14 protein-coding genes and 1 tRNA gene are annotated in these 12,003 nt (G+C 54.5%); 2 read left to right on the forward strand and 13 right to left on the reverse strand.

What is annotated here, in order from left to right:
* Positions 1-519 precede the first annotated feature (519 nt).
* Together KHU29_RS22565 and KHU29_RS18130 are read right to left on the reverse strand one after the other, a co-directional pair.
* Positions 520-963: a Rap1a/Tai family immunity protein gene (locus KHU29_RS22565; protein ID WP_425514488.1), complete on the reverse strand. Its 444-nt coding sequence runs from the start codon at positions 961-963 to the stop codon at positions 520-522.
* Positions 896-1,321: a hypothetical protein gene (locus KHU29_RS18130; RefSeq protein ID WP_211454436.1), complete on the reverse strand. Its 426-nt coding sequence runs from the start codon at positions 1,319-1,321 to the stop codon at positions 896-898. The genes KHU29_RS22565 and KHU29_RS18130 overlap by 68 nt, the downstream gene beginning before the upstream one ends.
* 260 nt (positions 1,322-1,581) lie before the next feature.
* Between KHU29_RS18130 and KHU29_RS18135 the strand changes: the two genes are divergently transcribed.
* Positions 1,582-1,749, forward strand: coding sequence for a hypothetical protein (locus tag KHU29_RS18135; RefSeq protein WP_211454438.1), 168 nt, complete (start codon positions 1,582-1,584; stop codon positions 1,747-1,749).
* A gap of 128 nt (positions 1,750-1,877) precedes the next feature.
* On the opposite strand, the gene KHU29_RS18140 is transcribed toward KHU29_RS18135, so the two are convergent.
* The 9 genes from KHU29_RS18140 to mutL form a co-directional block, all read right to left on the reverse strand.
* On the reverse strand, positions 1,878-2,051 hold the full coding sequence (locus KHU29_RS18140) for a hypothetical protein (protein WP_211454440.1): 174 nt from the start codon (positions 2,049-2,051) through the stop codon (positions 1,878-1,880).
* 390 nt (positions 2,052-2,441) lie between these two features.
* On the reverse strand, positions 2,442-3,257 hold the full coding sequence (locus KHU29_RS18145) for a hypothetical protein (protein WP_211454442.1): 816 nt from the start codon (positions 3,255-3,257) through the stop codon (positions 2,442-2,444).
* Positions 3,254-3,571 (reverse strand): hypothetical protein, encoded by a 318-nt coding sequence (locus tag KHU29_RS18150; RefSeq protein WP_211454443.1) that lies wholly within the window; start codon positions 3,569-3,571, stop codon positions 3,254-3,256. Before KHU29_RS18150 ends, KHU29_RS18145 begins: the two co-directional genes overlap by 4 nt.
* Positions 3,558-3,869 (reverse strand): hypothetical protein, encoded by a 312-nt coding sequence (locus KHU29_RS18155; protein ID WP_211454445.1) that lies wholly within the window; start codon positions 3,867-3,869, stop codon positions 3,558-3,560. The genes KHU29_RS18150 and KHU29_RS18155 overlap by 14 nt, the downstream gene beginning before the upstream one ends.
* Positions 3,870-4,171: 302 nt before the next feature.
* Positions 4,172-4,744, reverse strand: coding sequence for a hypothetical protein (locus KHU29_RS18165; protein WP_211454449.1), 573 nt, complete (start codon positions 4,742-4,744; stop codon positions 4,172-4,174).
* A complete protein-coding gene (locus KHU29_RS18170; RefSeq protein WP_246542226.1) occupies positions 4,741-6,066 on the reverse strand; it encodes a tyrosine-type recombinase/integrase in 1,326 nt (441 codons plus the stop codon). Before KHU29_RS18170 ends, KHU29_RS18165 begins: the two co-directional genes overlap by 4 nt.
* A gap of 145 nt (positions 6,067-6,211) precedes the next feature.
* Positions 6,212-6,288, reverse strand: a tRNA-Met gene (locus tag KHU29_RS18175).
* A gap of 86 nt (positions 6,289-6,374) precedes the next feature.
* Positions 6,375-7,355, reverse strand: coding sequence for a tRNA (adenosine(37)-N6)-dimethylallyltransferase MiaA (gene miaA, locus KHU29_RS18180; protein ID WP_211454452.1), 981 nt, complete (start codon positions 7,353-7,355; stop codon positions 6,375-6,377).
* A 5-nt stretch (positions 7,356-7,360) separates the two neighbouring features.
* Positions 7,361-9,217 carry a DNA mismatch repair endonuclease MutL gene (gene mutL, locus KHU29_RS18185; RefSeq protein ID WP_211454454.1) on the reverse strand — a complete coding sequence of 619 codons (1,857 nt, stop codon included), beginning with the start codon at positions 9,215-9,217 and terminating at the stop codon, positions 7,361-7,363.
* A 142-nt stretch (positions 9,218-9,359) separates the two neighbouring features.
* On the opposite strand from mutL, the gene KHU29_RS18190 reads away from it, so the two are divergent.
* A complete protein-coding gene (locus KHU29_RS18190; protein ID WP_211454456.1) occupies positions 9,360-10,004 on the forward strand; it encodes a VTT domain-containing protein in 645 nt (214 codons plus the stop codon).
* Positions 10,005-10,121: 117 nt separating this feature from the next.
* Here KHU29_RS18190 and KHU29_RS18195 read toward each other — a convergent pair whose 3' ends face one another.
* Entirely contained in the window at positions 10,122-11,477 is a 1,356-nt protein-coding gene (locus KHU29_RS18195; protein WP_211454458.1) for an N-acetylmuramoyl-L-alanine amidase, read from the reverse strand.
* A complete protein-coding gene (gene tsaE / locus KHU29_RS18200; RefSeq protein WP_211454460.1) occupies positions 11,441-11,935 on the reverse strand; it encodes a tRNA (adenosine(37)-N6)-threonylcarbamoyltransferase complex ATPase subunit type 1 TsaE in 495 nt (164 codons plus the stop codon). The genes KHU29_RS18195 and tsaE overlap by 37 nt, the downstream gene beginning before the upstream one ends.
* Positions 11,936-12,003: the final 68 nt, after the last annotated feature.

A 12,003-nucleotide genomic window follows, 5' to 3' on the forward strand; every position in this document is an offset into this window, starting at 1 on the left:
CGCTAAGTCGGGCGATGAACCGCCCGACTTAATCTGATATTCGTAGTCTTGAAGTCGCATTTTTTTGGTTTAAAAAAGTAGCTTTTATTAATATCGGTTTGTTTGGGACTTATTCAGACATTCCTTAGATAATCATTAGGTGGGCAGGATTGTCTGCTCAACTCTGTCCCAACAACAGGGTAATTTGGTTGATCAGTATGCAGGTGGGATTGGATATACAGAAAAGCCGCAACCCACTATTCATGCGGGTTACGGCCTTGTGTTCTGGTGGGATAGGTGGAATTGAATAATGCCTTGAAACCGTTATGAATAAACGATATCAACTAGGTTGAATGTAAAAATATATGCAAGGATATATGCAAAAATATTTCCTTGCGTGATTCGTGGCGTTATCTCGGGGCCGGTCTCGTTGGCTTGAGTTGAAGTGTTATTGTATTTATATATCAATATTTTATCTATAATAGTTTTATTGTTTACTGCGCTGCTTGAGGCGAAGTGACCGCCTGGATAAGAGTCCCATCACTTCTTTGGACAGGGGAAGGCGTAATGGAGAGCGGTAACTACAAGATCATCTGCATTCGAGTCTAGCCTTTCGGGGTGGTCGCGCAGGTACTTTGCAACAACATCCATAGTCTGCCCGTATGTAACGCCAGGCCGCGGGCACCAAAACTCCCCTCTACGGGCGTCGGCTACACCAGTCACATAGCCGACAGCCACCCCCGCACCATAGGCGTCAGCGCGAGGCTTTCGTGCCGTTACCGCTTCGTTGGCAAGCATATATTCTTTGAGCCTACTCCCATCAAACGCAAATGCCGGCGATGCGACCAACAGCATATAGATCAGTAGTTTTTTCATTTTGTCCCTTAGTTGCTTGATTGCAGTTGTAGCCGACGATCTAGCCTGGATGGTGGTCGCGCTGGATCTCCCAACCGGCAGGGCCAGGCATAAACACTTTGAAGGCATACGTGCCACCTTCCGCGACGGTCACTTCGGCCTCCCTGACTTGAATGGATGGATGGTTGCTGTCGTACACCTTGACGCCGATCTGGTGCGCTCCAAAGGGAAGGTAAATTGACACCTGCTGGCCGTTCTCCATGTCGGCGGCATATTTACCGTCAACGTAGAGGTAGGTGGTCTGCATCCACCCAAAATGCGCGGCGGGGCGTTGAATGAGGACAGGGGCGGTGCCGGCTGACGGCGTGGCGAGCTTTGTGGCGTAAATCTTGTCCGGCTTCACCAAGGCATCTTCAGGCTTCAGTGGCGAGTTGTGACAGCCGGTGAGGGCGATAACGGCAGCCAGGGAAATCAGTGTTTTTTTCATGTTATTGATAGATGGTTAATGTATAAGATTTCATCATTTACGGGCCAAAGTTGAACGCTATACCCCCATCCAGTGTTGCCATTTTTTCTAGGACTTCGTCTTTTCGCGTCCGGTCGCTGCTGTGGATAACTAACTGAAGAGTTTAACGTGTCGATATTCCGACAAAAATCGTACACGTCAAAGCACATTATAAGCAGCGGCACTACAATGCCGAAAAGTGGGATGTTTCCCACTCCAAACATCCAGGCGAAGGAGCCAACATGAGTACGGTCAAAGTGGAGATGCAGGACGGAACGATGGCGACCTATGACAGCGTCACCAGAGTTGCGGAAGAAAAATACCGATACACCATCTACGGCGAGTCCGGCGTCTTGGCTGTCCTCAACAAAGGTGACCTCAAAAACCTCATTACCGACCCCAAAGAGTGACTTAAGCCAGGTCGGCCACCAAAAAATTTCGGGCCGGCGTTATGCGTTACTAGTTCCTGGTATCGTCACTGGTGACTTACTCATCAAGGCGACTAGCGAAAGGGGTTTCCCTTGGCTAGTCGTCCTGGTTACTGAATGATGAATCCGCCGCCGTCGCCGCGACAGGTTGAGATGGCGATTGTGGGCTGTCCTGCGATGTCGCCGAAGTGAACAAGCGCAAACCCGTGATCGATGGTTTGTTTGATTGTCATTGCTTCGAGAGTGTCACATAGTTCCGCTTGTGTTCTTGCTGATTGTTGCAATTGCATTTCCCCTAGTTAATTGACGGCTCTTTGAGTCCGGAGCCGATGACGGATTTGTTAAATATTCACCCCCTGAATTGTTACGCAACTGATGCGCAACCATTATCAGAGTTAGTTGTATTACAGCAATATTCAATGACATTGATGTTTAAGAACTGTTATTAATTGGCAACTATTTTGTCGCGTCCGATGTCAGTTAGTCAAGCAATAGTTGGGGCTTGACCTGTGACAAAATGTGTAAGGTGGCCTGTTACGCGGTTTGGTTATGATTGGGTGCTTTTCATCTCATTGGGGAACAGGTCTAAACCCGCGTCTAGCCTAGCTCTAGACTTGCTCCGAAACACCCTCAGAGCTTGCTCTGAGAGAGGAGTACGTATCTATCGTTTTATCTCAATTCTCATCTCGATTTGATCTCGATTTTCGCAGCACTTCATCCACCAAACAAAGTTGCCTAGACACAATTTGTCGACTGATTTCTTCACCGGTCAACTGCTTGTATTTTTTTGCAATTTCGGAAGGGCCGCCCGTCGTATGCCCACGGCAAACCCAAAGCCGATGACGCCGAAGTAGAGCTGCTTTTGCGTCATCGTCAGTAAAGGTCTTTGTGCGCCGTGTAGCCTGCAAATCGCCCTGGAGAGCTTTGAACACTTTATCGCGCATTGCGTGGGCTGTCTCAAGCCGCTTGGCTATAGGTGCTGATCGTAGCCAAAAGCAATCAAGCTGCTGCTCTTCGGTCAGGCAAAACGATTTTACGAGTTTCCAGGCGGCGCGAACGCCACCATAAAACGCAAACTCCGCCTCACGGTGAAAGCCAGATTCACTGCCAACAAACAAGGCTCTACATCGTTTGAATTTAACCGCCCGTACATGATCTGGATACTCACGCCGCAGCCATCGAAGGTCGAACGCCATCAAGTCAAATTCCTGGTTTGTGCTGTAGGTTGTCGCGGACAAATGATGATGCCGAAAGCAAGGCGGAAGCCCTCGTTTGCTAAGTTCATCAGCCAGGACAAATGCCACTACGCGCTTGCCACCGGCGAACGCGGCGCGGAACTTGTCGATCAACACGGCGCGGTCGAATGTAGCCGCTCGCGCCCGCGCTGCCGCCAGCTTTTCGGGCGACTGCGCTTGCAGGATTTGCGCGAGCGGCACAAACCCTGCAACGGATGGGGCATTAGGCTGTATTACAGGCCCGTAGCGTTTCATGCCAGCTCTGACAGCAACTCATCAAGCTCCGACCCGTAACGCTGCCCCAGCGTTGCATATTCGGGCGCTACGCGCTGAATGCAATCGAGGAGGCTTCCGGCTTCCGTGTTTCCAGGGCGAAGCCGGCTTACAAGTTGGGCGTGTTTGTACGTCCCTCGCGGGAAGTGATCAAAGAAAAACCTCAGCTCCCATAGCTCGCCGATATGTGACGCTGCGGCGAGAATGCACGGTGTCAGTGTTTCGGCCTCGTCGGCGAGTTGGTAAACAAGCCGCTTGTGGGTGGGATCGAGTTGCGAGAATTTAAGCTTTTGCATGGTGGCTCCTTTCTGCGATCAACGCGAAGTGCAAGCCGCCTTCATCGTCGCTTTTGATGACGACAAAATCCTGGCCGTGCCGATCAAACCCGAACAGAACCGCAAAGCCGTCGAAGTAGTCGGCAGAACCTTGGATGTGTGCTCCGTCGAGCCATTCGGCAAGAGTGGCGTCGTCAAGCATTGCGCTGTTCCGCATGAGGCCGTGCGCATTCATGACGGCAAGGTCATGGGCGCGCTGCTGCATCCATTCGGGTGTCATGAAGTCGTCACCGTCTGGTGAAATTTGAGTGCCGCTCATGCCGCCACCTCTTGCTGTGCGATCAAGGCGCGGATGTCTTCCACTCGCCAGGCTGTACATCTTTCGGACAACTTCCTTCCGGCTGGGTATTTGCCTGATTTGACTCCGGCCCACCATGTGGACTTACTGACGGGGAAGTAGTGGAGAACATCCGGAAGGCGCAAATAGCCGGTTGTTGGGAGTGGGCGGATTTGATTCATAAAAATGCTCCTTGTTTTGGATTGATTAGAACTCAATACGATCTGGCCGTATCGAACAAGGAGCATTGTGCTGGCGTGACTGGTGCCAGATGCGACACGAAATTACTTTTTGTTGATCCCTCGATTTTTTCGCGATGCATCGATGCTGTAGGAACTCCAGTTAAGGTGGTGTTCTTTAAGGGCGTCATCCACCGCCGCCTGACTTGGTGGCTTTGGAGTCTCTTCAAGTTTCATACGAAATCTTTTTTTTGCTTCTTTGAAGTTACCTAGTTGTGGATGTGTCGCCAAGAAATCTACGAACGCATTCTTAATATCTAGGCGCTTTTGTGCGGTGTGTAGTGCACGATTGGTGATGTGCGGTAGCTTTGTGCCGCCTCGCGTTTGTTCCAGCAAGAATAGATAGAGGAGGCTGGGTTTTCCCTCTTGAATGCTTTCTTCACCCAGGCGCATTAACCGTTCTCTCGGGCATTCGATAATTGCGGGATTGTCGGGTAGCGTATTGAAGCACGGCGGTTTGCTAATAAGATCCAAGAAAGCCTGATACACAAAGTCATCGTGATCGTCCGTCGTTGTGGCTGCGGCCTCTTCTTGGGCTTCGTGCGGTAGTTGGACGGGTTTACGCGTGATCATGCTAATCAGCATGGCGCTTGTGGGATATTTTTTACGGGCGCTCATGCTGCCTTCCCAAATTTGCCGGCGATTACCTTGCCGCTGGCCGCCGAATACAAGTAGTCCGCGTACTGCTGCATCATCACTTTGCGCTCATCAAGGAATAGGGCGCGGTCGTATGCCTCGCCGTAGGTGTCACCGGACGCATGAGACAGTTGACGGTCTACGACCTCGTGGCGATAGCCCAAGCGCTCTTTGATGACGCCCATCGCCAGCGAGCGGAACCCGTGACCGGTCATCTTGCCGCTATAGCCCATGCGCTTCACTGCCGCCAGGATGCCGTAGTTGGTCGCCGGCTGGCTAGGGTCGCGCAGGTTGGGGAATAGGTACTTGTTGTTGCCGGTATGTTCCTTAAGCTCTCTAAGCAGCTCCCAGCCTTGGCTCGGCAAAAATACGTGGTGATCGACTTTGCGCGGGTTCAATCGCTTCTTGCCCATTTTCATGCGCTGCCACGGGATTACCCAATCCTCATTCTCGATGTCGATCTCTGACCATGCCGTTGTCGTCAACTCGCTGGTGCGAACGAAAGTTAGCATCATCAGCCGAAACATGATCCTGGTGGGCGCGTACATCCGGCCTTCGATCTTTTCGAAGGCTCTGAGGAATTCCGGCAGCTCATCGGGCGTGATTGCCGCGTGATGTCCCTTTGATGTTTCCTTGAGTGCGCCGCGCAGGCTAGGTACGGGATCGATCTCTGCTTTGCCGCTGGCGATGGCATAGCGGAATATCTGGCCGCATACCTGGCCCTGGCGCTTCGCCATATCAACAGCGCCGCGCTTCTCAATTTGGCGCAGCACGTCCAGCATGACGGGCGCTCTGATGTCCGCAATAGGCTGTTTGCCGATCAACGGGAAAACATCTTTTTCGAGTCGATGTAACACGTTGGCGGCGGTGCGTGGCTGCCAGGTGTCGACCTTATTGGCGTGCCACTCACGCGCCACAGCCTCGAAGGTGTTGGCGTTGGCAGTCGCTTTGTTTATCTTGTCGATCCGCTTGGCTTGGGCTGGGTCAATGCCGGCCCTGATCTGTGCCTTGGTTTGTTGGCGCAATTCGCGGGCGGTGGCAAGCGATACATCTGGATATTTCCCAAAGGCAAGCAGTCGTGGCGCGCCGGCGAAGCGGCATTGCATACGCCAGTATTTGGAGCCGTCTGGATTGACTAGTAAATACAAGCCGCCGCCATCAGGCAGCGTATAGGGCTTGTCGGTTGGCTCGTCTTCTTTTCGTCCGCCGAAGCCCTTTGGTTTCACGCCGCCCTTGGCGTTGCGGGGCTGGATGTCAGTTAGTGGCTTGGCTAGTTTAGGCATTTTGCATATACCGGTTTTCATATACGGGGGTTTGTATATTCAAATGTATATGCAAAAAAGCCGGATGTAAATGGACGCCGCAGGACGCCCTAAAACAAAAAACCCGCATCAGCACTAGGCTAGAGGCGGGTTTCTGTACGTTGCTGGACTTCTTAAAACGTGTTCTTGGTGGTGATAGGTGGACTTGAACCACCGACCCCAGCATTATGAGTGCTGTGCTCTAACCAACTGAGCTATATCACCAATCAAGCCCTAAATTATGACGCATTTCGCCAAATCCTGTCAACAAAAACAGCTTCCGGATATTTTCCAAGGCCAATTTCGTGGTGTTATCGCTGTTTGAGGGCTGTTATCACGGTCTCCAGCACCGTATCGGCAACATTATCGCCAATACAGTCAATCACAACCCGTTCCGGCATGGATCGCAGCCAGGTAAGCTGGCGTTTGGCTAGCTGACGAGTAGCCGCGATACCTTTTTCGCGCAATTCCTGGTAACCGTACTGGCCATCCAGATATTCCCAGGTTTGCCGATAGCCGACACAACGCATCGACGGCAGGCCAAGGTGCAGATCGCCGCGGGCGCGCAGCGTTTCTACTTCCGCAATAAGCCCACCGCTTTGCAAATCCAGCATCAGATCGAAGCGCCGTGCGATCCGTTCATGCAGTACGCTGCGATCCGACGGTTCCAGCGCTATCGGCAATATATCAAACGGTAGCTCCGGCGCCGGCCGGTCGGTCAGCAGCGAGGACATGGTCTGACCGCTCAGCTCGATGACTTCAAGGGCGCGCTGGATGCGCTGGCTATCGTTGGGTTTGAGGCGGGCGGCGGTGACCGGGTCTAGCTGCGCCAGCTTGGCGTGCATGCCGGGCACGCCGATCACGGCTGCTTCGGCGTCCAGCCGGGCGCGCAGTTGCGGATCGGCTTGCGGCAGGGCGTCGAGGCCGTCGCGCAGGGCTTTGAAATACAGCATGGTGCCGCCGACCATCAGCACCAGCTTGCCGCGCGCATGGATTTCATCGAACAGGCGCAGCGCATCGTCGCGGAATTGCATGGCCGAATAGGATTGCGTCGGCTCCATGATGTCGATCAGGTGGTGCGGCGCCGTGGCAAGTTCGGCGCGGCTGGGCTTGGCGGTGCCGATATCCATGCCGCGATATACCAGGGCCGAATCGACCGAAATGATTTCGGATGGGATGTGTCTCGCGATTTCCAGTGCGGCTGCGGTTTTACCGGATGCTGTAGGGCCCATGATGGCGACTACCAGCGGCTTGGCTGCGGCCGACGTTGGTGTTGCTGGCTGTGATGACATACCGCTTATTGACCACGCAAGAATAATTTGTCCAGGTCCGACAGCGCTAGCTGGCTCCAGGTGGGACGGCCATGATTGCACTGGTCGGCGCGTTCGGTGGCTTCCATTTGGCGTAGCAGGGCGTTCATTTCCGGCGCCGTCAGGCTGCGGTTGGCGCGCACGGCGGTATGGCATGCCAGGGTGCCGAGCAGTTCATTGCGACGTTCGACCAGAACACGCGAGCCGCCGAATTCACGCACGTCGCGCAACACATCGCGTGCCAGCGTCTGTGCATCGGCATTCTTCAACAATGCCGGGACCGAGCGTACCGCCAGTGTGGTGGGCGAGATGGCGGCGATGTCGAAACCCAATGCATGCAGGGTTTCCTGGTTTTCTTCGGCGGTGCCGACTTCAACCGCATCGGCAAAGAAGGTGACCGGGATCAGCAGCGGCTGCACCTGCATCGCATCTTCATCCAGGGCGCCTTTCAATTGTTCGTACAAAATGCGCTCGTGGGCGGCGTGCATGTCGACCAGCACCAGGCCCTTGGTGTTTTGCGCGAGGATATAAATACCGTGCAACTGGGCCAGCGCGAAGCCTAGCGGGAAATCGTCGCTCGGCAGCGTTTGACTGGCAGGCTGCAGTGCTGTCGGATAGTTTGCAGCGACGCGCTGATTATCTGTAAACAATGCGCCGTAATTAGCTGTGGTTTGCGCTACGCCGTTGGCGGCGGGCGCAAATTGCGGGCCGAATGAGGTTTGCTGCTGTGGCACTTGTACGCCCGGTTGCAAAATCGCCTGCAGATGTTCTTGCGAGCCGCGAATCCACGGCATCGCGCCGCTGGGCGAGGGCAATGGCGCCGGCGTTGCGCCAAACGAGGTGGCGGAAGTTTGCGCCAGCGCGCGGCTGACCGCATGAAATACGAACTGGTGAACCGCGCGGCTGTCGCGGAAGCGTACTTCGATTTTCGACGGGTGGACGTTGACGTCGACCAGCGCCGGGTCCAGATCCAGCCCCAAGACGTACGAGGGATAGCGGTCACCATGCAACACGTCTTGATAGGCCGCGCGAACCGCATGAACCAGCAATTTGTCGCGCACGAAGCGGCCATTGACGTAGAAATACTGGGCGTCGGCGCGCGCCTTGGAGGCGGTCGGCAAACCGACAAAACCATGCAGGCGCAGCGGTCCGGCGCCTTCATCCAGCGCCAGGCGGGCATTGGCGAATTCGTTGCCGAGGATGCTGGCGCTGCGCTTGCCGATTTCTGTGATGATCCAGTGATCGACAGTCTTGCCGTTGTGCGTCAGCGAAAACGACACATCCGGCCGAGCTAAAGCAATACGCCGTACCACTTCGGCGCAATGACCGAATTCGGTTTGATCCGATTTCAGGAATTTACGCCTGGCCGGTGTATTGAAATACAGGTCTTGGACGTCGACCGTGGTGCCTTGTGCGCCGGATGATGGCGTCACGGCCAGCGTGCTGCCGTCGATTTCCGAGGCGTGGCCGGCGTCGGCGGTGCGCGAGGTCAGGGTCAGTTGCGATACCGAAGCGATGGATGCCAGCGCTTCGCCGCGGAATCCTAGCGTGGCGACATTTTCCAGGTCATGCAGCGAACTGATTTTTGAAGTCGCATGACGCGCCAGCGCCAATGGCAGCTGTTCCGGCGCGATACCGCGGCCGTTATCGGTAATGGCGATGCGTTTGACGCCGCCTTGTTCCAGCCGCACCGTGATTTGGGTGGCGCCTGCGTCCAGCGCATTTTCCAGGAGTTCCTTGACCACGGCGGAAGGTCGTTCGACCACTTCACCTGCCGCAATTTGCGAAATCAGGTTGTCTGGGAGTTGCTGGATAGCGCGGATGGGGGAGAGCGGTGCATTCATGCCGCGATTATACCGAAGCGCGCACCCGCTGCAGCGAGTTGCCTCCCGGAAGCCTTGCTATTTTGAGCAGAAACAATTGGCGGATCTAATTGTTTGCTGTCTTTCGTAGTGTATTATTCCGGCGCTAACTAAGGAAAAAAATATGGACTTTATGCAATTCGTGGACGTCATCCTGCACGTCGATAAATCCCTCGGCTTCTTGATCAAGGAATATGGCACCCTGGTCTACATGGTCCTGTTTCTGATAGTTTTTTGCGAAACCGGCCTGGTGGTATTGCCGTTTTTGCCTGGCGATACCTTGTTATTTATCGGCGGTGCGTTTTGCGCAACCGGTGAAATGAATATCTGGCTGCTGATGGGTTTGCTGATTATCGCGGCAACTACCGGCAACACGCTGAATTACTGGATAGGCAGCCTGATCGGGCATAAGGTCTATACCCATGATTATCGATGGCTGGACAAGAAGGCCTTGCAAAAGACCCATGCGTTTTATGAGCATCACGGCGGCAAGACCATTATCCTGTCGCGTTTCGTGCCGATCGTGCGGACTTTTGCACCGTTCGTGGCGGGGGTGTCCGAGATGACTTTCTCCAAGTTCCAGTTCTTTAATATTACCGGCGCCTTGATATGGGTGATCGGCCTGGTCTCGGCCGGTTATTTCTTCGGCAATATCCCGATTATCCGCGATCACCTGAACACGATTGTTCTGGTCGGGGTTGGCGCAGCGGTGGTGCCGGTGGCGTTAGGCGGCCTGTGGAAGTTCTACCGGAAAATGCGCGGAGCATAAGCACAACCGAAGTACAACCGAAGCACAATGAAATAAGGGCGCGCTGCAAGATTTGCAGCGCGCCCTTATTGTTTTAAGAGCGGTTTTAAGACCGGCTTTAAGACCCGGCTCAGTTACTCAGGTCAAACGGTTCCTTGCCAGCGGTGGATTATGGGCAAAATACTTCTTGATCCCTTTCAGGACCGCATCCGCCATCTGATCCTGATAAGCGTTGTCAGTCAGTTTCGCTTCTTCTTCCGGATTCGAAATAAACGCGGTTTCAATCAGGATGCTAGGGATATCCGGTGCTTTCAACACCGCAAAACCGGCTTGCTCGACCGCACCTTTGTGCAATTTGTTGATGCCGCCGATTTCATTCAATACCGCGCTGCCGAGTTTCATGCTGTCGTTGATCTGTGCCGTGGTCGACAAATCCAGCAGCACGCTCGCCAGTTGACGATCGTGGCTCTTGATGTTGATGCCGCCGATCAGGTCGGCCGAGTTTTCCTTGTTGGCCAGCCAGCGCGCAGCGGTTGAACTGGCGCCTTTTTCCGATAAGGCAAATACGGAGGAACCGCGTGCTGTCGGCGTCACGAAGGCGTCGGCATGGATGGAAACGAACAGGTCGGCTTGCACCTTCCTGGCTTTTTGCACGCGCACGCCGAGCGGTACAAAGTAATCGGCGTCGCGCGTCAGCATCACACGCATGTTCGGCTGTTGCTCGATCTTGGCCTTGAGCCGCTTGGCAATCGAGAGCACAACGTCTTTTTCGCGGTTGCCGCCGCGCCCGGTAGCGCCAGGATCTTCACCGCCATGCCCCGGATCGAGGGCGATGGTGATCATGCGCGTTAACGTCGGGGTCGGGGTTTTGTCGGCTTTGGGATCGACGCGGGCGATTTGCGGCGGTGGTTCCGGCTGTGGTTGCAGCTGCGGTTTTAGTACCGGTGGTTTGGTTTGTGCCACAGGCGGTGCGATTTCGCCCGGGTTGGCGGATGGCCATTCACCCTTTTCAATCATGGCGGCGATCAGGTCGGGCGGATTGGCCGGATACAAATCGAATACCAGCCGATGCTGGTAGCCGCCCACCGGCGCCAGGGTAAACACCTGCGGTTTGACTTCTTCCTTCAGGTCGAACACCAGCCGCACGACGTTGGGGCGGTTCTGTCCGACCCGGACTTGCTTGATATAGGGGTCGTTAGGCTGAATCTTGGCGACCAGTTCCTTCAATGTCGGATTGAGTTCGATGCCTTCGATATCGACCACCATGCGATCCGGATTTTGCACCAGGAAGTGGGTGGTTTTCAGTTCCGAGTCGTTTTCCAGCGTGACGCGAGTGTAGTCTTCTGCCGGCCAGACCCGTACCGCGACAATTTGCGCGGCGCGCGCCGACAGCGGCGCCAATACTGAAATGAGCAAGGTGCCGCCGGCCTTGAGTATGGTGCGGCGGACTTTTGATTTTAAAGGTTTGGTGCAAATTTCAGTCGAGCGAGACATTGACTACCCTTATCAGATAACGCCTGCAATTCTACATCACGTCCCTTGTCGGAAACACTGGAAACACTGAGTAATACATTGATGTCGGGTGGCGGCAACGCAGCAGCGGCTTTTTCCGGCCATTCGACGATACAGATGGTGCTTTGGTTGAAGTATTCGCGGAAGCCGGCCTCCAGGAATTCATCCGGACTGGCCATCCGATACAAATCGAAATGCATTACTTCGACCGTCTGTTGGGCTATCTGGATGGTATAAGGTTCCACCAAAGTGTAAGTAGGACTTTTGACGTGGCCCTCATAACCGGCGGCGTGCAGCAAGGCGCGGGTCAGTGCGGTCTTGCCTGCACCCAGATCGCCATGCAAATGAACCGTCAGCCCGGGCAGCAAAGCTCTCGCCAATGCGGCTCCCAGAGCGTTGGTTCCGGCTTCATCGTGCAGGTGAGTAGTAAAATGGGGCATCTCGTCACATAGTCCTTCGTATCTAGTCTTTTAAGGGCAACTCGAATAACCCTGTTACGTCATTGGTG

The organism is Collimonas antrihumi (assembly GCF_018304965.1).
Taxonomy (GTDB): domain Bacteria; phylum Pseudomonadota; class Gammaproteobacteria; order Burkholderiales; family Burkholderiaceae_D; genus Collimonas; species Collimonas antrihumi.

Excerpts from the sequence above, each read along its gene's own strand:
- KHU29_RS22565 (WP_425514488.1), bottom strand. The coding sequence starts at position 963 with ATGCCTTCAAAGTGTTTATGCCTGGCCCTGCCGGTTGGGAGATCCAGC.
- KHU29_RS18130 (WP_211454436.1), bottom strand. The coding sequence starts at position 1,321 with ATGAAAAAAACACTGATTTCCCTGGCTGCCGTTATCGCCCTCACCGGC.
- KHU29_RS18135 (WP_211454438.1), top strand. The coding sequence starts at position 1,582 with ATGAGTACGGTCAAAGTGGAGATGCAGGACGGAACGATGGCGACCTAT.
- KHU29_RS18145 (WP_211454442.1), bottom strand. The coding sequence starts at position 3,257 with ATGAAACGCTACGGGCCTGTAATACAGCCTAATGCCCCATCCGTTGCA.
- KHU29_RS18150 (WP_211454443.1), bottom strand. The coding sequence starts at position 3,571 with ATGCAAAAGCTTAAATTCTCGCAACTCGATCCCACCCACAAGCGGCTT.
- KHU29_RS18155 (WP_211454445.1), bottom strand. The coding sequence starts at position 3,869 with ATGAGCGGCACTCAAATTTCACCAGACGGTGACGACTTCATGACACCC.
- KHU29_RS18165 (WP_211454449.1), bottom strand. The coding sequence starts at position 4,744 with ATGAGCGCCCGTAAAAAATATCCCACAAGCGCCATGCTGATTAGCATG.
- KHU29_RS18170 (WP_246542226.1), bottom strand. The coding sequence starts at position 6,066 with ATGAAAACCGGTATATGCAAAATGCCTAAACTAGCCAAGCCACTAACT.
- miaA (WP_211454452.1), bottom strand. The coding sequence starts at position 7,355 with ATGTCATCACAGCCAGCAACACCAACGTCGGCCGCAGCCAAGCCGCTG.
- mutL (WP_211454454.1), bottom strand. The coding sequence starts at position 9,217 with ATGAATGCACCGCTCTCCCCCATCCGCGCTATCCAGCAACTCCCAGAC.
- KHU29_RS18190 (WP_211454456.1), top strand. The coding sequence starts at position 9,360 with ATGGACTTTATGCAATTCGTGGACGTCATCCTGCACGTCGATAAATCC.
- KHU29_RS18195 (WP_211454458.1), bottom strand. The coding sequence starts at position 11,477 with ATGTCTCGCTCGACTGAAATTTGCACCAAACCTTTAAAATCAAAAGTC.
- tsaE (WP_211454460.1), bottom strand. The coding sequence starts at position 11,935 with ATGCCCCATTTTACTACTCACCTGCACGATGAAGCCGGAACCAACGCT.